This window comes from Mesorhizobium sp. WSM4836 (assembly GCF_055811815.1).
The window spans coordinates 115,622-137,462 of the sequence record NZ_JBVVQF010000018.1 but is presented as its reverse complement, the minus strand read 5'-3'; the positions used below and the strand labels follow the sequence as shown (position 1 = coordinate 137,462).

General features: G+C 62.4%; 22 protein-coding genes. 7 read left to right on the top strand and 15 right to left on the bottom strand.

Translation table 11 applies throughout. The annotated features are described in order from the left end of the window. Positions 1–2 precede the first annotated feature (2 nt). The 4 genes from moaD to AC0L2P_RS21130 form a co-directional block, all read right to left on the bottom strand. Positions 3–260: a molybdopterin converting factor subunit 1 gene (gene moaD / locus AC0L2P_RS21145; protein WP_473503666.1), complete on the bottom strand. Its 258-nt coding sequence runs from the start codon at positions 258–260 to the stop codon at positions 3–5. A 1-nt stretch (position 261) separates the two neighbouring features. Then, positions 262–858 (bottom strand): CDP-diacylglycerol--glycerol-3-phosphate 3-phosphatidyltransferase, encoded by a 597-nt coding sequence (gene pgsA, locus AC0L2P_RS21140; protein ID WP_023719790.1) that lies wholly within the window; start codon positions 856–858, stop codon positions 262–264. Between the two features lie 100 nt (positions 859–958). Then, positions 959–3,037: an excinuclease ABC subunit UvrC gene (gene uvrC, locus AC0L2P_RS21135; RefSeq protein ID WP_473503664.1), complete on the bottom strand. Its 2,079-nt coding sequence runs from the start codon at positions 3,035–3,037 to the stop codon at positions 959–961. After that, positions 3,034–3,810 (bottom strand): SDR family oxidoreductase, encoded by a 777-nt coding sequence (locus tag AC0L2P_RS21130; RefSeq protein ID WP_473503662.1) that lies wholly within the window; start codon positions 3,808–3,810, stop codon positions 3,034–3,036. Before AC0L2P_RS21130 ends, uvrC begins: the two co-directional genes overlap by 4 nt. A 432-nt stretch (positions 3,811–4,242) precedes the next feature. Between AC0L2P_RS21130 and AC0L2P_RS21125 the strand changes: the two genes are divergently transcribed. Next, the gene (locus AC0L2P_RS21125) at positions 4,243–4,893 is read left to right on the top strand and encodes an outer membrane protein (RefSeq protein WP_473503660.1); all 651 of its coding nucleotides are present in this window, start codon (positions 4,243–4,245) and stop codon (positions 4,891–4,893) included. A gap of 77 nt (positions 4,894–4,970) precedes the next feature. On the opposite strand, the gene AC0L2P_RS21120 is transcribed toward AC0L2P_RS21125, so the two are convergent. Beyond that, positions 4,971–5,567 carry a glutathione S-transferase family protein gene (locus AC0L2P_RS21120; RefSeq protein ID WP_473503658.1) on the bottom strand — a complete coding sequence of 199 codons (597 nt, stop codon included), beginning with the start codon at positions 5,565–5,567 and terminating at the stop codon, positions 4,971–4,973. A gap of 302 nt (positions 5,568–5,869) precedes the next feature. On the opposite strand from AC0L2P_RS21120, the gene AC0L2P_RS21115 reads away from it, so the two are divergent. Together AC0L2P_RS21115 and AC0L2P_RS21110 are read left to right on the top strand one after the other, a co-directional pair. Beyond that, positions 5,870–6,523, top strand: a complete 654-nt coding sequence (locus AC0L2P_RS21115; RefSeq protein WP_473503656.1) for a hypothetical protein — start codon at positions 5,870–5,872, stop codon at positions 6,521–6,523. 663 nt (positions 6,524–7,186) lie between these two features. Next, a complete protein-coding gene (locus AC0L2P_RS21110) occupies positions 7,187–7,822 on the top strand; it encodes a TetR/AcrR family transcriptional regulator (RefSeq protein WP_473503654.1) in 636 nt (211 codons plus the stop codon). Positions 7,823–7,861: 39 nt separating this feature from the next. Here the strand turns inward: AC0L2P_RS21110 and AC0L2P_RS21105 are convergent, their stop codons facing one another. The 5 genes from AC0L2P_RS21105 to AC0L2P_RS21085 all read right to left on the bottom strand — a co-directional run bounded on the left by AC0L2P_RS21105 (position 7,862) and on the right by AC0L2P_RS21085 (position 11,445). Continuing rightward, a complete protein-coding gene (locus AC0L2P_RS21105) occupies positions 7,862–8,614 on the bottom strand; it encodes a sulfite exporter TauE/SafE family protein (protein ID WP_473503652.1) in 753 nt (250 codons plus the stop codon). Positions 8,615–8,738: 124 nt separating this feature from the next. Continuing rightward, positions 8,739–9,191: a hypothetical protein gene (locus AC0L2P_RS21100; protein WP_473503650.1), complete on the bottom strand. Its 453-nt coding sequence runs from the start codon at positions 9,189–9,191 to the stop codon at positions 8,739–8,741. 124 nt (positions 9,192–9,315) lie between these two features. Continuing rightward, positions 9,316–10,164: a 23S rRNA (adenine(2030)-N(6))-methyltransferase RlmJ gene (locus AC0L2P_RS21095; protein ID WP_473503648.1), complete on the bottom strand. Its 849-nt coding sequence runs from the start codon at positions 10,162–10,164 to the stop codon at positions 9,316–9,318. Further along, on the bottom strand, positions 10,161–10,769 hold the full coding sequence (locus tag AC0L2P_RS21090) for a hypothetical protein (protein ID WP_473503646.1): 609 nt from the start codon (positions 10,767–10,769) through the stop codon (positions 10,161–10,163). The genes AC0L2P_RS21095 and AC0L2P_RS21090 overlap by 4 nt, the downstream gene beginning before the upstream one ends. Before the next feature lie 4 nt (positions 10,770–10,773). Further along, positions 10,774–11,445, bottom strand: coding sequence for a TetR/AcrR family transcriptional regulator (locus AC0L2P_RS21085; protein WP_473503644.1), 672 nt, complete (start codon positions 11,443–11,445; stop codon positions 10,774–10,776). Between the two features lie 85 nt (positions 11,446–11,530). Between AC0L2P_RS21085 and AC0L2P_RS21080 the strand changes: the two genes are divergently transcribed. After that, entirely contained in the window at positions 11,531–11,998 is a 468-nt protein-coding gene (locus AC0L2P_RS21080) for a carboxymuconolactone decarboxylase family protein (RefSeq protein WP_473503642.1), read from the top strand. Between the two features lie 30 nt (positions 11,999–12,028). Here the strand turns inward: AC0L2P_RS21080 and AC0L2P_RS21075 are convergent, their stop codons facing one another. The 5 genes from AC0L2P_RS21075 to AC0L2P_RS21055 form a co-directional block, all read right to left on the bottom strand. Next, positions 12,029–12,928: an aminoglycoside phosphotransferase family protein gene (locus tag AC0L2P_RS21075; protein ID WP_473503640.1), complete on the bottom strand. Its 900-nt coding sequence runs from the start codon at positions 12,926–12,928 to the stop codon at positions 12,029–12,031. A gap of 119 nt (positions 12,929–13,047) precedes the next feature. Beyond that, a complete protein-coding gene (locus AC0L2P_RS21070) occupies positions 13,048–13,497 on the bottom strand; it encodes a DNA polymerase III subunit chi (protein WP_473503638.1) in 450 nt (149 codons plus the stop codon). A 38-nt stretch (positions 13,498–13,535) separates the two neighbouring features. Then, positions 13,536–15,032, bottom strand: coding sequence for a leucyl aminopeptidase (locus tag AC0L2P_RS21065; RefSeq protein WP_473503637.1), 1,497 nt, complete (start codon positions 15,030–15,032; stop codon positions 13,536–13,538). An 85-nt stretch (positions 15,033–15,117) separates the two neighbouring features. Then, positions 15,118–15,501 (bottom strand): VOC family protein, encoded by a 384-nt coding sequence (locus tag AC0L2P_RS21060; RefSeq protein ID WP_473503635.1) that lies wholly within the window; start codon positions 15,499–15,501, stop codon positions 15,118–15,120. Positions 15,502–15,574: 73 nt separating this feature from the next. Further along, on the bottom strand, positions 15,575–16,741 hold the full coding sequence (locus tag AC0L2P_RS21055) for a flavin-containing monooxygenase (protein ID WP_473503633.1): 1,167 nt from the start codon (positions 16,739–16,741) through the stop codon (positions 15,575–15,577). Positions 16,742–17,095: 354 nt separating this feature from the next. Here AC0L2P_RS21055 and lptF point away from each other — a divergent pair, with 354 nt between their 5' ends. The 3 genes from lptF to AC0L2P_RS21040 are packed head-to-tail and all read left to right on the top strand — an operon-like array spanning position 17,096 to position 21,797. Continuing rightward, complete coding sequence (gene lptF / locus AC0L2P_RS21050; protein ID WP_473503631.1) at positions 17,096–18,298, top strand: LPS export ABC transporter permease LptF; 1,203 nt, start codon at positions 17,096–17,098, stop codon at positions 18,296–18,298. Next, positions 18,295–19,380 carry an LPS export ABC transporter permease LptG gene (lptG, locus tag AC0L2P_RS21045; protein WP_473503692.1) on the top strand — a complete coding sequence of 362 codons (1,086 nt, stop codon included), beginning with the start codon at positions 18,295–18,297 and terminating at the stop codon, positions 19,378–19,380. The genes lptF and lptG overlap by 4 nt, the downstream gene beginning before the upstream one ends. After that, complete coding sequence (locus AC0L2P_RS21040) at positions 19,380–21,797, top strand: LPS-assembly protein LptD (protein ID WP_473503629.1); 2,418 nt, start codon at positions 19,380–19,382, stop codon at positions 21,795–21,797. The genes lptG and AC0L2P_RS21040 overlap by 1 nt, the downstream gene beginning before the upstream one ends. The last annotated feature ends 44 nt before the right edge of the window (positions 21,798–21,841 follow it).

The window sequence follows — 21,841 nt, the reverse complement described above, 5'->3', positions numbered from 1 at the left end:
GTTCAGCCACCGGTCATCGGCGGGAACAGCGCGATCTCGCGCGCGCCGGCGATCTTCTCGCGATGCTCGACATGTTCCTGGTTGATGGCGACGCGGATGACGTCAGGATATTGCAGCGCGTTCTCGTATTCCTCGCCGCGCGATTTCAGCCAGCGCAACAGGTCGGCGACCGTTTCGATGCCGGCCGGCAGGTCGACCTCTTCCTCCGGTCTGCCGATCCGCTCGCGCACCCAGGCGAAATAGATGAGCTTTGTCGACATTTTATTCATCCATAATGTGCTTGAGGCCGGCGCGGAAATAGTCGTAGCCGGTGTAGAGCGTCACCAGGGCGGCGATCCACAGCAGCACCAGCCCGGTCTGGGTGGTCAGCGGGAAGATCTTGTCGCCGGCGGGGCCGGCAAGCAGGAAGGCGATGGCGATCATCTGGATGGTGGTCTTCCATTTGGCGAGCTGCGTCACCGGCACCGAGACCTTCAGGGCCGCCAGATATTCGCGCAGGCCCGAGACCAGGATCTCGCGGCACAGGATGATGATCGCCGCCCATAGCGACCAGCCGGCGATGCCGGCATGGCGGTCGGTGTCGGCGGCAAGCAGCAGCAGGCAAGTGGCGACCAGCAGCTTGTCGGCGATCGGGTCGAGCATCTTGCCGATGTTGGAGGTCTGCTGCCAGGCGCGCGCCAGATAGCCGTCGAAGTAATCGGTGATCGAGGCGAGCAGGAAAATGATGAGCGCCGACCAGCGCGCGAAGTCGCTCGATTTCAGATGGCCTTCCAGGAAGAAGCACAGCACGACCAGCGGCACCGCCAGGATGCGGGCGTAGGTGAGCATGTTGGGCAGGTTGAACGCGCGCTGGGACATATTTTGGGAACTCTTTCTGCCTGCTTAGTCAAATCAGAAGCGAATGTGGGGGGTCAACAGGCCAGAATCGATTAGCCAGCCGAAATATCGGCAATAAATCTTAGCTCTCGTGAAAATGATTATAGACCAATTTCGCCACCTGCTCGGAAATGCCGTCGACCTTGACCAGGTCCTCGACGGCGGCACGGCTGACCGCCTTGGCCGTACCAAAATGCATCAGCAGCGCGCGCTTGCGGCCGGGACCGATGCCGCTGATCTCGTCGAGCGGGCTCTTGACCATCTCCTTCTTGCGGCGGGCGCGGTGCGAACCGATGGCGAAGCGATGGACCTCGTCGCGCAGCCGCTGGACGAAATAGAGCACCGGGTCGCGAACGGGCAGCGAGAATGGGGCCTTGTCCTTGACGAAGAAGCGTTCGCGGCCGGCATCGCGGTCCTGACCCTTGGCGATGCCGATGGCGACGACGCGGTCCTCGATGCCGAGATCGGCGAGGATCCTGCGCACAGCCGTCATCTGGCCCTGGCCGCCGTCGATGAGGATGACGTCGGGCCAGGCGGGGAAGCCGCCCGCGTCCTCGATATCGTCGCCCGGTTCCGTAGGGCTCGCCTCGTCCGCGCCCCCGGTTTGCGGGGCATCGCCATGTTCCTTCAACAGCCGCGAGAAGCGCCTCTGCATTACCTCGCGCATCATGCCGAAATCGTCGCCCGGCGTGATCTCGGTCGAGCGGATGTTGAATTTTCGATACTGGTTCTTCACAAAGCCTTCCGGCCCGGCGACGACCATGGCGCCGACGGCGTTGGTGCCCATGATATGCGAGTTGTCATAGACCTCGATGCGCACCGGCGGCTTTTCCAGGCCGAAGGTCTCGGCAAAGCCGTTGAGCAGCCGTGCCTGGGTCGAGGTTTCGGCGAGCCGCCGGCCGAGCGCTTCGCGCGCATTCTGCAGCGCGTTGTCGGTCAGGTCCTTCTTCTCGCCGCGCTGCGGCACCGAGATCGATACCTTGCGGCCGGCGCGGGTGGAGAGCGCCTCCGCCAGCAATTCCTGATCCTCGACGCCATGCGACAACAGGATGGTGCGCGGCGTCGGCTTGTCGTCGTAGAACTGCGCCAGGAACGACCCCAGCACCTCCGCGGCTTCGAGCGCCGGATCGGCCTTGGGAAAATAGGCGCGGTTGCCCCAGTTCTGGCCGGTGCGGAAGAAGAACACCTGGATGCAGACCTGGCCGCCCTCCTGGTGAATGGCGAAGACGTCGGCCTCGTCGACGGTCTGCGGATTGATGCCTTGATGGCTCTGCACATGCGACAGCGCCGCCAGCCTATCGCGATAGATGGCGGCGCGTTCGAAATCGAGGTTCTCCGAAGCCTGCTGCATGGCAGCGGAGATCTCCGTCTTCACCTTCTGGCTGCGGCCGGAGAGAAAATCCTTCGCCTCGGAGACAAGCCTTGCATAATCGCCGTGCGGGATTTCGCCGGTGCACGGACCGGCGCAGCGCTTGATCTGGAACAAAAGACAAGGCCGGGTGCGGTTCTCGTAGAAGGAGTCGGTGCAGCTCCTGAGCAGGAAGGCGCGCTGCAGCGAATTGATGGTGCGGCCGACGGCGCCGGCCGAGGCGAAGGGGCCGAAATAGTCGCCCTTGCGCGCGCGCGCGCCGCGATGCTTGTAGATGCCGGGCGAGACATGGTCGCCGGTCAACAGGATATAGGGGAACGACTTGTCGTCGCGCATCAGCACGTTGAAGCGTGGCCGCAAGCGCTTGATGAGGTTGGCTTCAAGCAGCAGCGCTTCGATCTCGGTGCGGGTGACGACGAACTCCATCGTCGACGTCTCGCGCACCATGCGGCCGATCCGGCTGGTGTGGAACCGGCCTTGCGCGTAGCTGGTGACCCGCTTCTTCAGGCTGCGTGCCTTGCCGACATAGAGCACGTCGCCGGCGGCATTCATCATGCGGTAGACGCCGGGCGCATTGGGCAGCCGCTTGACCAGCGTCTGGATCACCTCGGCGCCGACCATGCCGTCGGCGTCGCCGGCATGCGGGGTCCAGTCGATGGCGGTGAAGGTAACGTCCGGACCGCTGGCTGCAGGTTCGACGACCTCCTCGGCCGCCTCGTCCTCGAGGTCGATTTCGGGCGGCAGGTCGTCGGCGCCGCCGCGCGTTTTTTGTTTCTGGTCCATGGGGGTCATTCCGTCATGCCTGTCACATCGGGCGTCTGCCATGCAAGATGCTGGCCGCCGTCAAGCGCGATCATCTGGCCGGTGACCGAGCGTGCCGCCCAGAGATAACGGATAGTGGCACCGAATTCCGGCAATTCCGGGCCGCGTTTCAGGATCAGGCCGGCAATCTGGGCATCGAAATCGCTGTCGTGCTGGCGCGTGTTCTTCAAGGTCGGGCCAGGACCAATGGCGTTGACACGGATGCGGGGACCCAGCGCCTGCGCCATCATCTCGGTCGCTGCCCACAAGGTCGACTTCGACAGCGCATAGGAGAAATAACGCGGTGTCGGCCGCCAGACGCGCTGATCGATCATGTTGACGATCAGCCCCTCACTGTTCTGCGGCAAGGCCCGGGCGAAAGTCTGCGCCAACAGCGCCGGCGTCTTGACATGCACGGCGAAATGGCGATCCCAGGCCGGCCAGTCGAAATCCTCAACGCTGTCGTGCTCGAACAGCGAGGCGTTGTTGACCAGCAGCGACACCGGCCCGAGTGCCGCCGCCGCGCGGCCGACTAGGTCGCCGACGGCGTCCATGTCGGTCAGGTCGGCAGCAAGCACGGCGGCCCGGCCATGTCGACCAAAATGACCACTGTTGATTTCGGCCGCCAGTGCCTCCGCCTCGGCCAGCGAGCGATTGCAGTGGATGGCGACGGCAAAACCATGCGCGGCAAGATCCTCGACGATCGCCCTGCCGATCCGCTTCGCCCCGCCCGTCACCAGTGCCGTCGTGGCGACCTTGCTCATCTGTCAATCCTTAGTCCGATGCCGATTCCGACCTGCCGAGATCCCTGCCGAGATCGCGCCGGCAAATTATGGCCCGCCAAGCGTTAAATACCATTTCCACCTGGGGCAGGATTGTGGCAAAGTGGCCCGGTGGGCGTTCTGGCTCGGCCGGAATTCGGGCCGGCCCGACAGCAATATAGGGCGCTGGAGCCCTTACACCAAGCCGTGTGCAGTGCAGCACGGCGAACCTGCTGACATTCGCTGTTGCGAAGATGCAACGTCAAGGTTCTGCCTCATTCGTGCCAGGGAATGACCCAAGTTCAGGTTCGCTTCAGCCGCATTTCGACACGACATTTGCAACCGTTGAACGCCGGATCCGTTTCATCCCCCGGACGGGTTGAGGGCGCTCATGAAAAACAAGCCTGTGTCCTGTGGCTTAAGGAGTAAAGAACAATGCAAGCCAATCTCAAATTTGCGCGACCGCTCGCGGTGGCGTTTGGGCTGTTCGCCCTCGGCGGAACCGCCTATGCCGCGGACGTGGTTCAGGAAGAGCCGCCGGCACCCGCCCCGATTGCAGAACTTCCGGTGGCGTCCTGGGCCGGTCCCTATGCCGGTGTGAGCGTCGGTTACGGCTTCAGCGGCCACGCCAAAGCCAAAGACATTGGTGTCGACGTCGACACCAATGGTTTTGTCGGCGGCGTCTTCGGCGGCTATAACTGGCAGCAGGAGAACTTCGTCTACGGTGCCGAAGCCGATATCGGCTACAACGGCGTCAAGGGCGACGATGCCGGCATTGAGGCCAAGGGTGGCTTCGAGGGTTCGCTGCGTGCCCGCCTCGGCTACGCTGTCACCCCGGAAATCCTGCTCTACGGCACCGCCGGTGGCGCGCTGAAGAACCAGAAGATAGAAGCCGCCGGCTTCAGCGACACCAACACCCAGTTTGGCTGGACAGCCGGCGTCGGTACCGACATCAAGATCACCGACAATGTGTTCGGCCGTGTCGAGTACCGCTACACGGACTTCGGCAGCAAGGACTTCGACGGTATCGGCAAGGTCAAGTCGACCGACAATCGCGTCACTTTCGGCGTCGGTATGAAGTTCTAAGTCGTCCAAGCCACGACACGAAAAAGCCGGGCCTCGCGCCCGGCTTTTTTTGTGGCACCGGTTGAGACCGCTTGCCCTCAAGCCGGGATGGCGGGCTTCAGCTCCGGGAACTTCTCGTCGAAGCGTGCCGCCCAGCGCGTCAGCCGGCCGCGGCCCTTTTCCCATTTTCCGGCGAAGCGCAGCGAGAGATAGCCGAGGCAGGCGCGCAGCGCGATCTGGCCGACGGTGATTTTCTTCGGCAGCTTCGGCGGGTTGGCGTTGAGCAGATCGAGCGCGGCCGAAACCTTCGTCCACTGGCGCTCGAGCCAAGGCTGGTAGACCATCTCTTCCGGCCGCGTGCGGCGCTCATAGACCATCGACAGTGCGCAGTCGCAGATGCCGTCGGCCAATGCCTCCAGCACCTCCGCCTCAAGGCGCTTGTCGGAATTACGCGGAAACAATGCGTTCTTCGATATCCGGTTGAGATGCTGGGTGATGGCGCGGCTGTCCTGGACCGAGCGGCCGTCATCGAGCACCAGGACCGGGATCTTGCCGAGCGGATTGGCGCCGATCAGTTCGGCCGGCCTTTCCTCGGTCTTTATCGGCACGAGCTCGACCGCAATGCCGGCATGAAGTGCTGCCATGCGCACCTTGGAACTGTAGGGAGAAGTTGACGCGTAGAGCAGTCTGGGCATTGTCGATTCCTGTTTGCCGGCTAGAGTTCCGTATGCCCTGTTGGACGCGCAGAAGGACGCGGTAGCATTGTGACTTCGCGCATGACCCTCACCGAAAATCGATTCCGACAGCGGCTCGTGCGTGGGCACTGTTGACCGATCATGCAGGGTTCATCAACGGCCAGAGGCGGAAACCGCGCCGCCAGCGTGCAACCATCGTCTCGACATCAATCTGGATGCGATGGGCCGCAGTGCGGCGGCGGACGCGAGCAGGTGGGACAATCCAAATCCGATCAGCTCCAAACTCGGCCTTGCATCGAAGCTTGGTCTTTGGCAGCCAAGAAGATCCACCGGACTTCGCCGCATGGCGAAGTCCTGGGAGCTGCGAAAAGACGTCTTCCTCCCGCCTCCTTCTTGTCCTGCCCGATGTCACCAGCAAGCGAGGCGCCTGTCGGGCATTCCGCCCTGGCCGTCTTGAGTACTATCCCCGGCGGCAGCAGGGCGGCGACTACTTCTTGGCCTTCGCCTTTGCGGGCGCTGCCTTCGGCTTGGCCGCGGGCGCTGCTTTCTTTACTGCTGCAGCCGATTTCGCGGCGGCGGCCTTTGCCGGTGCTGCCTTCTTCGCAGCGGGCTTCGCCGCGGCCTTTGCAGCCGGCTTCTTGGCCGGTGCCGCCTTCTTTACCGGTGCAGCCTTGGCCGGTGCTGCTTTTGCCTTGGCAGGTGCTGCTTTCTTCACGGCCGGTTTTGCCGTGGCCTTGGCGGCCGGCTTTTTGGCCGGCGCTGCTTTTGCCTTAGGGGCGGCTGCCTTCGCTTTGGCAGCGGGTGCTGCTTTCTTCACAGCAGTTGCGGCCTTTGCCGCGGCCGCTTTTGCTGGTGCTTTCTTTGCCGGTGACTTTGCCGGTGCCTTGGATGCCGGCGCTTTGGATGACTGCTTAGCCATATCATGCCCCTTCCGTTGTGCCGACGGCCGTTATTGACCCGGCGCGCATTGCATATCTGACTCGCGGCTTGCTAGCCAGCGAAGCATTAGAATGATTTTTGCAGCTTAAGTTTCCGTTACAGCGAGCGCGCGACCATTTTATCGGCGCAAGAATCGGCTGCGAATCTTTGTGTCCCGCAGCGAAGTTCTGCGACAGAAATTCTGGTCGCTCTATCTCGACCGGTCTTCTCGTCAAGCTCAGGACCTTTTCGACCAGCTTTGCGCTTCAACGCCCAACGCTCAGCACGAACATTGTCAAGAGCGAAGGCGGTCGCCCGCCTCGTCTTGTCCGAAACGATAAACTACAGGTAAGTAGGAAGCAACGCGACGAACACGCCGCTGCACTATCTTGCACGGCGCGATGAAAATAAGTAGATAGCTCGCATTTCTGAAGGACAGGATATCGCGCGACGACGGCGTGTCGGAGAGCAGGATGCACCCTTCTTCACTGCGGCGGCAGCCGCAGCGAAGTACAACCGCGGTCAGAATTTTACTAGTAATACCAGCATCTTCGTCGCTATCGGTGCACACGAATACAACGGCTTTGCAGGGCCCTTGCGATGAGACGGCTTGCAAAACAATCGACGAGAGCGCCGAGGCTTGGTGTCCTTTTTCTGAAATACGAGTATGTTGTTTATATTTTCAGGAGAATGGGCGGGGCGTGTCTACTCGCATTGCAAAACCGGATCCGCGCATGCGCAAGCAGCCGCGCCAGGCGCGTTCCAGGGCAACCGTCGAGGCGATCATCGAGGCGGCGGCTCATGTTCTGAGCGGGCTGGGCTGGGCCGGCTTCACCACCAACAAGGTGGCCGAGACGGCAGGTGTGAGCATCGGCACGCTCTACCAGTATTTTCCCGACAAGCTTTCGCTGCTCGCAGCCGTCCGGCACCGTCACTTCGATCATGTGCTGTCGGTCATTCGCGATTCGGCGGAAGACCAAAAGCCGCTCAGGAAATTCGCGCAGGAGCTGGTGCGCGGCATGATCGCGGCGCACAGCATTCACCCGACACTACACCAGGTGCTGCTCGACGAGGCGCCGGGCGATCGCGGCTCCAGGGCCGCCCATGCTTCGTTCCAGGCACAATACCTCAATCACTATGCGACTGCTGTCGCCACTTATCGCAAGCCAAGGAAAGGCGCCGACACGGAGACCGTGGCGCGCGTGCTGTCGTCGGCGATCGAAGGTGTGATCCACAACGCGGCACGCCGGAACATGCTCGCCGCGCCGGAGCTGCAAAAGCAACTCATCGAACTGATCTGCGCCTACCTATCGGGCGCGGGCCGCAACGGTCGATAGCGCAGGGACGCGGAAGTCGGGGATTTCTGGACGTCGGACTCAAACCCGGCTCATGAGATGCGGCAAGGCCGAAGCCAGCAATGCTGCACCTGATGCGGCCAAGAGCGTGAGGACGATCTTTCGAAAAGTCGCCTCGCTAACGCCGACGTAGAGTCTCGCTCCAAGTAGTGTCGGTATCAACATCGCCGGCGCGACGATGGCAAACATCGGCAGCATTTCGAGCTTGATCTTTCCGGCCGCAAGATAGGCGGCCATCGTCATGGAGAGGGTCACAAGGTTGAAATTCTGGATGACAATGCGCTGCCTGTCCTTTTCCCATTGGCGCAGCACGCACCACAGCGTTGGAACCGGGCCGGTGAAGCCGCCAAGTCCACCCATGATGCCGCCGACCAGACCTATTGCACCGTCTGCAACAGGACCCCCGACCGTGATGGGAGGGAGGCGACGCGCAAAGAGCATCGTGGGACACCAAACGACCAGCAGCGCGCCGAAGACCAGCTTGAACAACTGCACATCCAGCAAGGGCAGGATGGCGACACCGACCGGAATCCCTATGGTCCCGCCGATCAGGAAGGGCAGCAGAAGCTTGAGGTCGAAACCCCGGCGGACGGTGATGGCGGCGATGATCTGACCGGTGAGCGCCCCAAAGACCGCCATGGCAGCAGCAAGCTGGGGCTCCACGGTCCAAACCCAAAACGACATGGCAACCAGGCTGAACGCGAACCCGGACAGCCCCTGGACGAAGCCTGCAACGACCGCGCCGAGAACAACAACGTAGACAAGCGAATCCATGTAGTTCTGTTTCCCGCAGACTCGTGACAGCAGATCGCGCTTCCCGCGCATGCCGCGCCGCGTGGAAACGGTGACGGTCCATCAGGTGGCCAGTGTTAAAACGTCGGAATCAGCGAGAGCGCGATCAGCGCAGGACGCGGCAGCGGCCGTTGTAGACCATCCAGCGGTCGAAGCCCGAGACGCAGAATTCGACATTGTCGCCGATCGAGGCAAAGCCCTGACCTTCTTCGATCAGGTACCAGATGGTGCGGGCGCGGCCGTCGGAGAGGCTGACGGTGGCGCCGCAATATCGGCGGCCGATCGGCCAGATGTCGTCGGCCGGCAGATAACGATGCTGGTGGATACGCTGGAAGTCGACGATCTGCACATCGGGCAGATGCGGCACGTGATGCACCTGATAGGAGAAGCGGTCGGTGATCTTGTTCAGGACCCAGGCCTCGCCGCAGACGCCGCTATCCTCGTCGGTATAGATTGCAAGGTCGGCCGCCTGGACTGCCTGGGTGACGCCAAGAGGCGCGGCCAGCGGCGTGCAAAGGGCAAGCAGTGCGGCAAGGGCGGATTGGGCGAAGCGAGTCATGGCAGCCTCTCAAGGTCGACTGCGCGCACTGTGCGGATTCGCTGACGCCCGGTCAAGCGGTTGTAGCGGCCATAGTTGCGGTGACGATGGTTGCGCTGACAAAAAGGCAGGGCCGCACCTCAACCTACTCTCCCGCCAGCCAGTCCAGCGTCCAATGCGACGGCTGCTCGGCCGCAAGCAGCCGGTGCAGCGCCGCCAGCAGCGTCCGTAACTCGCCCTCCAGCGTGAAGGGCGGATTGACCACCACCACGCCGCAGCCGTCGAGGCTCGGCTCGACGGAGGCCGGCCTGATCTCAAAGCCGATATCGAGCAGCTTGGGAATGCCCGTGTGCTTCAGCGCCTTGCGGAAGGCGGCGACCGCCCTGCGGTCCTTGAGCGGATACCACAGCGCGTAAATCCCTCCCGGCCAGCGCCGATGGGCTCTTTGCAGCCCTTCGACCAAGCGACCGAACTCACCCTCTTCCTCGAAGGGCGGATCGATGAGCACGAGGCCGCGCTTTTCCTTTGGCGGCAGATGCGCGCCGAGCGCCAGCCAGCCGTCGAGCTCGATCACCCGGGTCTGGAAGTCGCCGTCGAACAGCGCCTTCAGCCGGGCAGCATCCTTAGGGTGCAGTTCGACCACCGACAGCCGGTCCCGCTTGCGCATCAGGTGCCGGGCGATCAGCGGCGAACCTGGGTATTTTTTGACGCCGCCGTCCGGATTGAGCGAACGGACAGCTTCAAGATACGGCGCCAGCAGTGCTGCCGCCGGCGCATCGAGGGCCGCATCGACCAGCCGGCCGATGCCGCCTTGCCATTCGCCGGTCTTTTGCGCTTCGGTCGAGGACAGATCGTAACGGCCGATCCCGGCATGGGTGTCGATGACCCGAAACGCCTTGTCCTTCTGCTTCAGATATTCGATCAGCCGGCTGAGCACGACATGCTTGACGACATCGGCGAAGTTCCCGGCATGGTAGGCGTGGCGATAGTTCAATTGGAGCCCCTACCCCAGCGCGGCGGCGGCTGCGAGTTCGGATTTTCCGGCCGGCGCCCGCCGAAACGGAATGCCAGCACCAGCCCGACCAGGCCGGCCGCCATCAGGGAAAAACCGACCGGGCGCGCCCGGCGGTCGACCTCGCCGGCAGCCGAGCGCAGGACGAGATCGACGGCCCGCACCGGAATGCCCTCTGCGTCGCCCGGACCGACGGTGAAGATGTAGGAACCGGGGGTAACGGTCGGGATCAGGCCGGCCTCGTCGCGAAAGATCCTGTCCGGCAACTGCGGACTGACCTGGCGCGGATTGTCGGAGTGATTGAACTGCAGCGTCGAGGCGAGCACCGTCCTGCCGCCGGTGCCGGCAGTGAGGGTCAACACGGTGCGCTGCTGCGAGGCAATACGCTCGGCTCTCGCCGTAAGATCGACCAGCACGCGTAGCGGCCCGTCGCGTGCGCTCAAGGGCACCGTCACCGGCTTGAACCGGCCTTGGTCGTAAACCCGCCAGGTGCCGATCTCGCGGCCGGAGAAATTGGTCATCGCCCAGGGATAGACGACGCCGATGCCGGTACCGATGAGCAGAATCAGGGCGAACAGAGAGCGCATGAGGTCAAGACCCGGTGTTCGGCGTGGTGGTGCCGTCGCGGGCGCGCTCCATTTCGTCGAGGAGCATGTCAAGGCCGAGGTCAAACGTCCGGTCGAATTCGGCGGTGCCGAAATAACGCCCGGCCGCAGCTACTTTTGGAAAATCCCGCGCCAGTTGCTCGTCGCTGACGGTGGTCACGGCCGAAGGCCCCTTCGAATAGCCGGCAGTCTCGTCGAGGATGGCACCCATCAGATAATAGCCGGCGGTGCGGAACAGCCGCGCACCAAGTTCCGGTCCGAAGCCGCCGGCCTCGAACAGGCCGAGGATGCCGTTCAGCCACGCAAGGCAGGTCGGCGAGTTCATCCGGTAGGTGACGAAGAAGCTGGCGAAGGCCGGGTGCTCACGCGCGACGCGGCGGAAATCCTGCACGGCGCTGCGCAATCTTTGCCGCCAGGGCAAATCCGCGTCGGGCATTTCGAGGGAGCCTATCAGCCGATCCACCAAGGCTTCGAAGAGATGTGCCGCCGAAGGAAAGTGGTGGTAGATGCTCATGGCCTCGCAGCCGAGTGCAGTCGCCAGCTTGCGCATCGAAAAACCGGCGAGGCCCTCGCTCTCGATCACCTTCAAAGCGGCATCCTCGATCATCTCGCGAGACAGCCGGCCGCGCGGTCGCTTTTTTTTGATCGATGTGTCCATGGCGCTGCTTGACAACTTACACTGTAAGGTTCATTTTCGATATTACCTTACATCGTAAGGCTAACAAAGACCAGAGGAGAACATGATGCCTGTGTATCGTACTCGTTCATCAAAGCATTCTTCCATCCGCCATGCCTGCCTGCTCGCCGCCGCCTGTGTGCTGACGCTGGCTGCAGCCCCTTCTTATGCCGATGAGTATGAGGCAACCGTCAAGGACATCCAGTCGACCATGGGCGGGATTCCCGGCTTCCTAAAGCAGTTCCCGAAAGCCGGTCTGCCCGGTGCATGGGCCGAGGTCAAGGCCATCCAGCTCAGCGACAAGACGGCGCTGCCGCCGAAGGTCAAGTCGCTGATCTCGCTGGCGGTGGGAGCGCAGATCCCGTGCAACTACTGCATCTGGTCGGACACAGAGGACGCCAAGCGCGCCGGCGCCACCGACGAGGAGATCCAGGAGGCGGTCGCCGTTTCAGCGCTGACCCGCCATTGGAGCACCATCTTCAACGGCATGCAGGTCGATTTCGATACATTCAAAAAGGAGATGGGCGGGCAGTAATGCTTTCGTTTTTATCAAAGCGGGATGCGTTCAAACTGAATTAGCCATCCCGCTCCGACCGTTTGCGTGATCCGCCAGCACCTCGTTGATGACCCCCCAGGATTTTTCCGCCTCGCGCTGGTTGCCGTCATAACCCGAAGCGACGATCAGCGCCTTCCACAACGCCCAGCCGCGAGCGCGCGCCCAGCTGTGCTCGTCAAGGGCGATGGCGTCGCGGAACGCCTGGCGGCTCTCGTCGTAAAATTCCGTCCACGCGATCACCAGGTCACAGGCAGGATCGCCGATAGCCGAACTGCCGAAATCGACGACCGCGCAGAGCTTGCCATCTTCGACGAGCAGATTGCCCGAGGCGACGTCGCCATGGACCCAGACCGGCGGCCTTTGCCATCGCGAGGCAAGGGCCGTCGCCCACACCGCCTCGGCCGCGGCCTCGTCGATGCGGCCGCCGAGCGCCGAGAGCGCGGCTCGGATCTCGGCGTCGTAGACCGAAAGCCGGCCACCGCGGTGGAAATTATGCTGCCCTGCCGGTGGCCCATCGGCAGCGTCGATCCGGTAGAGCGCAACCAGAAAGCCGGCCAGCGAACGGGCGAACTCACTGAGATCGGCAATCAGTTCACCAGCCGCCGGACTGCCGCCAAGCCAGCGATAGACGGACCAAGGCCATGGATAGCCTTCCCCGGGCGCGCCTTTGGCCAGCGGCACGGGTATCGGTAGAGGCAGATGAGGCGCCAGGCGGGGCAGCCAGCGATGCTCCTTCTCGACTTGGGCAACATAGGCGGCAGCGCTCGGCAGCCGCACCGACATGCGATCGCCCAGCCGAAACGTGCGGTTGTCCCAGCCGCCAGGCTCGACCGGCTCTACCGGCAGGTCCGCCCATTCGGGGAACTGCGCGGCAATCAGCCGGCGAACAAGTGCCGCATTTATCGACATGCCTGGAGTTCGTTCATCGGGCGGCATCGGGCTTGCTCAGATCTTCTGGATAGCCGGCGGTCCATCTTTTTGTCGTCGCGCTCTTGCGGCGCCAATGATTCCACTTGGCTGCAAATGTTCTAAGCCTTGCGCTCCCAGCGCCGGTCGGGCGTTTGCTGCCAGTAGGTCACGGTGTGGCCGGCCTCCTTCATAGTCTTCCAGTGCGTGCGTGCCGCCTCTAGCTGGGCTGCATCGTGGCCGTCGAACAGGAACACGGCGCGCTGGTAGCCCCCAAGCTCCGGCGGCACCGCCCCATCGACCAGGAAGCGTATCTGCGCCTGGTTCGGATTGTCATGGCCGACGGTCAGAAGCACCGGCTGCTCAGCGGAATGGGCTTCGCGATCCGTCGCGTGGGCCAGGAACGAATCGTCCCGGAAAGTCCACAGATGCTGGTCCAGCGCGTCGCGCCGCTCCTCGGTGCCGGTCTGCACCACGGCGCGCCAACCGCGATCGATGCTGCGCTCCAGAAGGCCGGGCAGCGCATCCTCCAGCGTCGATTCGGTCAGGTGATAAAACAGAATCTCGGCCATGCGTTCAGTCTACATTGTCGAAGTCCCGCCGCAGCCGCTCATTGCTCGTAATGATCGCGCAGCAGCCGGTCGAGCAGCCTGACGCCGAAGCCGGAAGCCCATGACTGGTTGATCTCGTTGGAGGGCGCGCCGATCGCGGTGCCGGCAATGTCGAGATGCGCCCAGGGCGTGTCCTTGACGAAGCGCTGCAGGAACTGCGCGGCGATGATGGCGCCGCCATGGCGGCCGCCGATGTTCTTCATGTCAGCATTCTTGGAATCGATCAGCTTGTCGTATTCGGCGCCGAGCGGCATACGCCACACCCGCTCCTGCGTCGCCTGTCCGGCCGCCGTCAGCCGGTCCGCCAACTCGTCATTGTTGGAGAACAGGCCGGCATAATGCTGGCCGAGCGCGACCATGATGGCGCCGGTCAGGGTCGCCAGATTGATCATGAATTTGGGCTGGAAGCGGTCGTTGCAGTACCACAGCGCATCGGCCAGCACCAGGCGGCCCTCGGCGTCGGTATTGAGCACTTCGATGGTCTGGCCCGACATTGAGGTGACGATGTCCCCGGGTCGCTGAGCGTGGCCGTCGACGGCGTTTTCGACCAGCCCGACGATGCCAACGACATTGACCTTCGCCTTACGCGCGGCCAGCGCGTGCATCAGCCCGGTGACGGCAGCAGCGCCGCCCATGTCGCCCTTCATGTCCTCCATCCCGGAGGCCGGCTTGATCGAATTGCCGCCGGTGTCGAAGGTGACGCCCTTGCCGACGAAGGCGACCGGGCTTTCCTTGGCCTTGCCGCCGTCCCACCGCATGACCGCGATGCGGGCGCCGCGCGGCGAGCCCTGCGCTACGCCCAGCAGCGAGCCCATGCCTAACTTCTTCATTTCCTTCTCGGCCAGGATCTCGACCGTGACGCCGAGCGCCTCCAGTTCGGCGATGCGGGCGGCGAATTCCACCGGTCCCAAAACATTGGCCGGTTCATTGACCAAATCGCGCGCCAACAAGACGCCGTCGATCACCGCCGCTTCATCGGCGAAGGCCTTCTTTGCAGCTGCCGGATCGGCGGTGTGAATAGTCACCTTGACCGGCTTTTTTGGCTCGCGCTTGTCGTCACCATTGTTCTTTTTGGTCTTATACTTGTCGAAAGAATAGCTGCGCAGCAGGATGCCTGCTGCAAGCTGAACGGCTTGCCTGCCGCTGACGGTGGCGCCGGGAAGATCGAGCACGACGGCCACTTCGGTTGCCTTGCGAAAGGACGCGGCAATCGTGCCGCCGAGCTTCAGCCAACCGTAATCATCGAGATTGGAGCCCTTGCCGGCACCGACCGCCACCAGCCGCTCGAGCGATGTCCCTTCCGGTGCCAGCACTTCGACCATGCTGGCGAATTTGCCGGTGAAGTCGGCGACCGGAAAAGCCCGCTCGAGGGTCTTTGCCGGATCGCAAGCCGTGGCGGCATCGCCGAGGCCGCCCTCGTCGGCCGCCAGAACGAAAACGCTGCCCTTTTTGGGCGCGGCGAATTTGGCGAAGGCGATCGAGGGTCTCGAATTCATGATGTCCTGCTTTCGGGAAGTGCGTTGGATTATCGCGGGAGGCGTTCGATTGGGCGGATCGGACCGAAGGTGCTGTGTTGTTGCGTTAGTGAACGGCGGGTTGAAACAGCTCGATGACATTGCCCGATGGGTTTTCGAGCAGGGTCTGGGAACCGCCGACGCCCGTTATGATATCGTTGCGAAAGACAAGTCCAGCACTCTTGAGACGCGCAACCTCTTCTTTCAGGTCCGGCACCACCAACAGGATGCGGTTCCAGCCTCCCGGAACCGGCCGCCGGCCATCCGGCATAGCCCGTGCACCCGAACTGCCGGATCCGCTTAGAAGGAGCCGTAAAGCGCCGCGTGTGACGGATGCAAAAGCCGGTCGCGCGTCCTGTTCGACGGCGAAGTCCAGATGTCCACAGTAGAAGTCGATCGAGGCGGCGACATCATCGACCATGTAGCGAATGCTGACTGGCGTCATGGTCATCGACCTTTCGGTTCGAGCACGTTGCGACAAGGCGTGTCGATTGCGGGCGGAACAGTCGGCATAGTCCTGCTCATTATCGCTGCTTGACAATCCGCGCCGCTATCGCCCTGGCCTGAATGCGGGCGTTGGCGAAACAGCCGCGAATGCTCGGCCACATGCCGGTAAACCACAGACCGGGCAATTTCGGATCGGCATCGCCGCCGTTGAAAAGCGGAACGCCCTTGCCGTCAAGAACGCCGAGCTTGCCGACCATCTGCTCCAGCCCGGTGCGGTAGCCTGTCGCCGCGATGACTATGTCGGGCGTAACCAGATCGCTATTGCCGAGGAAGACGCCATCGCGGGTAAATTCGCGGACCTGCGGCAGCACCACGATCTTGCCGGCCTTGATGGCGCGGACGGCGCCATCGTCGGTGGCGATCGCAGTGTAATCGGCGCCCAGGCGGCTCGCGCCTCCCGCAGATGCAGGCGGCAGGCCGAATTTCGTCAGGTCGCCGAAAACCAGGCGCTGGGTTGTCGCCATCACCGCATCGGCAATCCGCACCGGCAAGCGCGCTATTAACGGCGAAAGCCTGTGGACGGCGACCTTGCCGATGCGTTTCGGCAGCAGCGACGGACCGTTGCGAGCCGACAGCCAGATGCTTTTGGTGTTTGCATCCGCAAGATGGTTGAGCACGTCGAACCCCGAATTGCCGGCACCAACCACCAGCACCTTTTTGCCGGCATAGTCCTTCGCCTCGCCAAAATCGGCCGAATGGATAATCCGGCCGCCAAAATCGTTCATGCCTTTCCACGCGGGTACAAACGGCTGCCGATCGCGCCCGGTAGCGACGACGACATGGCGCGCCAGACGACGTCCGGCGTTGGTCCGCACGGTCCAGTGATCGCCATGGAACGTGACCTCTTCAACGGCAACGCCGAATATGACCGGCAGACCATGCGCCTGGCTGAAATCGGCCAGATGGCGAATAACGGCAGATTTATGGGGAAAAGCCGGGGTGCCTGCGGGATAGTCGACGCCAGGCAGTGTCGAAAGATCGCGATGCGAATTGAGATGCAGCCGTTGGTGCCGCCGATGCCAGGGTTCGGCAAGCCGGCTCTCCTTTTCCAGGACGAGTGTCGGTAGGCCGGCCTTCATCAAGGCGTGGGCGGCGGCAAGGCCGGCCGCGCCGGCACCGACCACGATCGCGCCGTCAAAGACCGCTTCCCGACCGATTTGACTGCGTAATTTTTCTGCTTCCATGCTGGGGCTCAACATATCCTGACCCGTCCTATCACGCCGCGGCGGTCGCGACCGGCGCGACATTTGGTCGTTTTGACGTATTTGACAAGACTTTGGCCGAAATCGCTCCCATATGCGATATTGAACTATCCACGATTCGTCGCGGCACGGCCCCGCTTCCCGCCGCAACCTGTTGTTAACCAACAATGTTCGCCCTTTCTTATCCATTGACGCCGACACTCCGGCCCAGCGGAATTTGCGATGCGGGATAGAACCCAGATCGAACCGCCAAAGTGAGCCAGTTGTGCAGCCGGCGCCGGACGACTACCTTGTTCCGAGGCATGATGCCGTTCGAAACCGCCGAGAAAAGCTTTCATGAAGGTCGTTGAACGTTACATCATGCGCCGTGCTTTCGCGGTATTCGCGCTGGCGCTCGTCTGGACGCTTGCGATCGTCTGGACGACTCAGGTTCTCGCCCGCATCGACCTCGTCACCGATAGCGGTCAGTCGGCCCTCACCTTCTTCGAAGTCGCAGCGCTGATCATCCCGACAATCGTTCCGATCGTCGTGCCGTTCGCCTTGGTGGTCGCTGTCGCCCAGATCCTCAGCGTGATGAATTCGGATTCGGAGCTCGCCGTCATCAATGCCGCCGGTGCTTCACGCTGGACCATGGTCAGGCCGATCATGCTTCTGGCGCTCGCAGCCAGCGTTTTTTCCTTTGCCGTCGACAATGGCGTCGATCCTTACGCACGCCAGAAGAACCGGGAGTTGATTGCGTCGTCGCGTGCCGATCTGTTGTCGTTGATCATTCAGGAAGGCACCTTCCGCAAGATCGATGACGGCCTGTTCCTGCAGGTTGGCGAACGGCTTCCCGACAATCGCCTCGGCGGCATTTTCGTCGCCGATTCGCGCGAAGAAGGCGTCAATCTTGTCTATTACGCGAAGACCGGCAGCATCATCGAACGCGGCGACGAGAAGGTGTTGATGATGCATGACGGCGTCATCCATCGCAAAACCATGACCGGCGACCTCTCGGTGATCCGCTTCACCTCCTATGCCTTCGACCTGTCCGCTTTCATGTCGGCCTCATCCGACATCCTGCTTTTGCCGAAGGACCGGACGACCCAGTATCTGCTCAATCCCAGTCCGAACGACAAGATGTACCAGCAAAAGCCGAACAGGTACCTGGCCGAGCTCAACCAGCGTTTTTCCGAGTGGTCCTATTCGCTCGTCTTCGCGCTGATCGCGCTCGCGGTCGCCGGAGATGCACGCTCACATCGCGAGGCGCGGGTGCACCCGCTGATCACGGCAATCGCGATTGCGCTATTCGTGCGCTGGCTCGGGTTTTTTGCCGCCGGCAAGGCCGACAAGGTGCCGCAATATGCCTATGTGGTCTACGGCGTCCCGATCGTGGCGTCGGCGATCGCCATCTGGTTCATCATTTCCAACCGGACCATGGAATTGCCGGTTGCCTGGGCCGATTGGATAACCAATCTTGCCGGCCGCTTCAATGACGGCTGGAACGCCATCAAGCTCCGCTTTGCCAGGCGTGGCGCATCCGGACAGGGAGCCGGCTGATGGGCTGGACTCTGGGTCGCTACTTCTTCTTTCGCTATGTGACGATCACCATCTGGTTCTTCATCGGCCTTTTGGCGCTGGTGTTCCTGATCGATTTCACCGAGCTTTCCGGCCGCACGACCGGCGTGCCGGGCTTCACCTACGCAACTGCGTTCGCCATTTCGGGGCTAAGGATGCCGATGATCATGCTGCAGACGGTGCCGTTCGTCGGCCTGTTCTCGGCGATGGCGACGTTGGTATCGCTCAATCGCAAATATGAATTGGTCATCGCCCGTTCCGCCGGCGTGTCTGCATGGCAGTTCCTGCTGCCATGCTGCATCGGGGCGCTGCTGTTTGGAGCCTTGTCGGTTGGCGTCATCAATCCGATAGCCGCGCACGCCTATTCCTGGTCCGAGGAGATCGAGACCCAGCTCCGTTCGGGCAAGTCGAACAGCGTCTCGGCCGATGCCGCGCCCTGGATCAGGCAAAAAACCAACTCCGGCGACACCATCATCGGCGCGCGCGCCATTCTCAACCAAGGCCTGGAGATGGCCGACGCGGTCTTCTTCAGCTTCAGCCCGCAAGGCGACATCATCGAGCGCAAGGATGCGGCGCGCGCCTTTTTGCGGGACGGCTACTGGGATTTGCAGGACGTCAAGGTGTTCCGGGACGGCACCATCCAGTCGTTACCCAGCGATCGGCTGCCGACCAATCTCAAGCCGGAATTCGTGCAAGAGCGGTTGGCGCGCCCCGAGACCATTCCCTTCTACGATCTGCCCGGCAAGATCGAGGTGGCCCGCTCTTTCGGCCTCAAGGCAAATGCCTTCGCCATGCAGTTCAATTCGCTGATTGCGCTGCCATTCCTGCTTGTCGCGATGACGCTGATTGCGGCAACGGTATCGATGCGATTTGCGAGGATGGGGCAGTCGGCAACGATGATTCTGGGTGGCATCGTGGCCGGCTTTCTGCTTTATGTCGTTTCGGTGCTGGTCAAGGCATTCGGCGTAGCGGGATTCGTACCCACGGCCGTAGCGGCTTGGGTCCCGGTTGTCGTGGCTATGTTCTTCGGGGTGACATTCCTGCTATACAAGGAAGACGGCTAGTGAGGGAGGCGGTTTTGCGCAGCCATAGGCACGCCGGTTTGGCACGCCTCTCTGCGGCGAGCGCCTTGGCATGCCTGCTTGCCAGCGTCGCCCCGACTGCTCCGGCTTTTGCCCAGGACGTCAGTGACCTGGCAACGAAGGTGCCGAGCGGCACGCAGATGCTGCTGGCAGCCGATACGCTGGTCTACGACAACGACAAGCAGACCGTGACGGCCGTCGGTGGCGTCCAGATCGACTATGGCGGCAACCGTCTCGTCGCCCAGCGGGTCGAATACAACCGCAACACCAAACGCCTCGTCGCCAGCGGCAATGTCGAGCTCGTCAATAGCGACGGCACCAAGATTTATTCGCAGCATGCCGACATCACCGACGATTTCGCCGACGGCTTCGTCAACGCGTTGCGGGTCGAGACCATAGACAAGGCCTATTTCGCCGCCGAAAGCGCGGAGCGCATGGGCGGCGTGCTGACGACGTTCCACAATGGCGTCTATACGGCCTGCGAGCCGTGCGAGGACAAGCCCGACAAAGCGCCGACCTGGCGCATCAAGGCCAGGAAGATCATCTGGAACGGCGAGAAGAAGACGGTTCGCTTCGAGAATTCGAATTTCGAGTTCTTCGGCTTTCCGCTGGCCTATCTGCCGGCTTTCGAGATCGCCGATCCAACGGTCAAGCGCAAGAGCGGCTTCCTGATCCCCGGCGTCGCCTACAAGAGCGATCTCGGCGTCGGTGTTAAAGTCCCCTATTACTTCGCGCTCTCGCCGACCTACGATCTCACTGTCAGCGGCAGCGGCTACACCAAGCAAGGTTTCCTCGGTGAGGCCGAGTGGCGGCAGCGCTTGAACAACGGTCAGTACAGCCTGAAGATTGCGGGCATCCGGCAAGAGAATCCCGACGCCTTCATCGACGACAATGGCCGCAATGTCAGTTCGGGTACCGAAGGCGATCCGAACAGGTTCCGCGGCATGATGGGCACCCAGGGCCAGTTCGCCATCAACCCCCGCTGGGACTTCGGCTGGGACATCCTGCTGCAGAGCGACAAGAGTTTCTCGCGCACCTACGAGATCGACGGCTTCAGCGATAGCGTACACCGCTCCGAGGTGTACCTGACGGGGCTTAACGATCGCAATTACTTCGATGTGCGTGCCATGCACTTCGACGTTCAGGAAGACACGCTCGCCAGCGATCCGACCGCCCGCGCCGCCAAGCAGCCCTGGGTGCTGCCCTCGCTTGACTACGCCTATATCCCCGACATGCCGGTGGCCGGCGGGCAGCTGTCGTTCGATGTCAACGCGCGGGTCATAGACCGCGACAGGCTCGATACCGCTCTTGCAGATTCCGGCGTCCCTTCGACCGTCAACAACGTCCGCGGCATCGACGGTCAATCCGGCCGCCTTACCGCGGAGGCCGAATGGAAGCGTACCTTCACCACCGATGGCGGGCTGCTTCTGACGCCGCTCCTGGCGCTGCGCGGCGACGCCGGCTATATCAACGCCTCCTCGGCCTCGCTCGACGCCATCAACCAGATGGCGACCAATCTCGGCGTCGAGGACGACATGCGTTCGTCGCTTGCCCGCTACATGGCGACCGCCGGCCTTGAGCTGCGCTGGCCGGTGCTGTTCTCGATGACCAATTCCAGCCATGTCTTCGAACCGATGGCGCAAGTGTTCATGCGTCCGAACGAGCAATATGTCGGCGGGCTGGCGGTTCCCAACGAGGACGCCCAGAGCTTCGTCTTCGACGCCACGACGCTGTTCGAGCGCGACAAATTCTCGGGCTATGACCGCATGGAAGGCGGCACACGCGCCAATGTCGGGCTGCGCTATTCCGGCGCATACGACAATGGCTGGGGCACCAATGCGGTGTTCGGCCAATCGTACCAGCTCGGCGGCCAAAACTCGTTCGGCACGCCGGACCTGGTCAATGTCGGCGCCTATTCGGGTCTTGAAACTGCAACCTCCGACTATGTTGGCCTTGTCGGCTTCAACAGTCCCAGCGGGTTTTCCGGCTCGGTCAGCGGCCGTTTCGACGAGCAAAGTTTCGAGATCCGCCGCGCCGAGGTAAAGGCCGCCTTTTCAGGCCTGCCGATATCGCTGAGCGCCAAATACGCCTTCATCCAGGCGCAGCCGCTCTATGGCTTCTCGACCGATCGCCATGAGGTTACGCTCGGCGCCTCGACACATCTTGCTGAGAATTGGCGCGTCTTTGGCACCGGCACCTATGATCTGGAGCAGAGCATCCTGGTCAAGGACGGGGTCGGCTTTGCCTATAGTGATTCGTGCTTTACCTATTTGATGACGTTTTCGGAAAGACGTGACCTGAGCACCAAGGAAGTATCGCAGAACGTCGGCTTCAACCTGTCGTTCCGCACGCTCGGCGATTTCGGCTCGTCGCAACGCTCCATCGACACCATTCAATAACGGGCAGTGGTCGGCAACGCGCGGCTGGCGGACGACATTGTTTC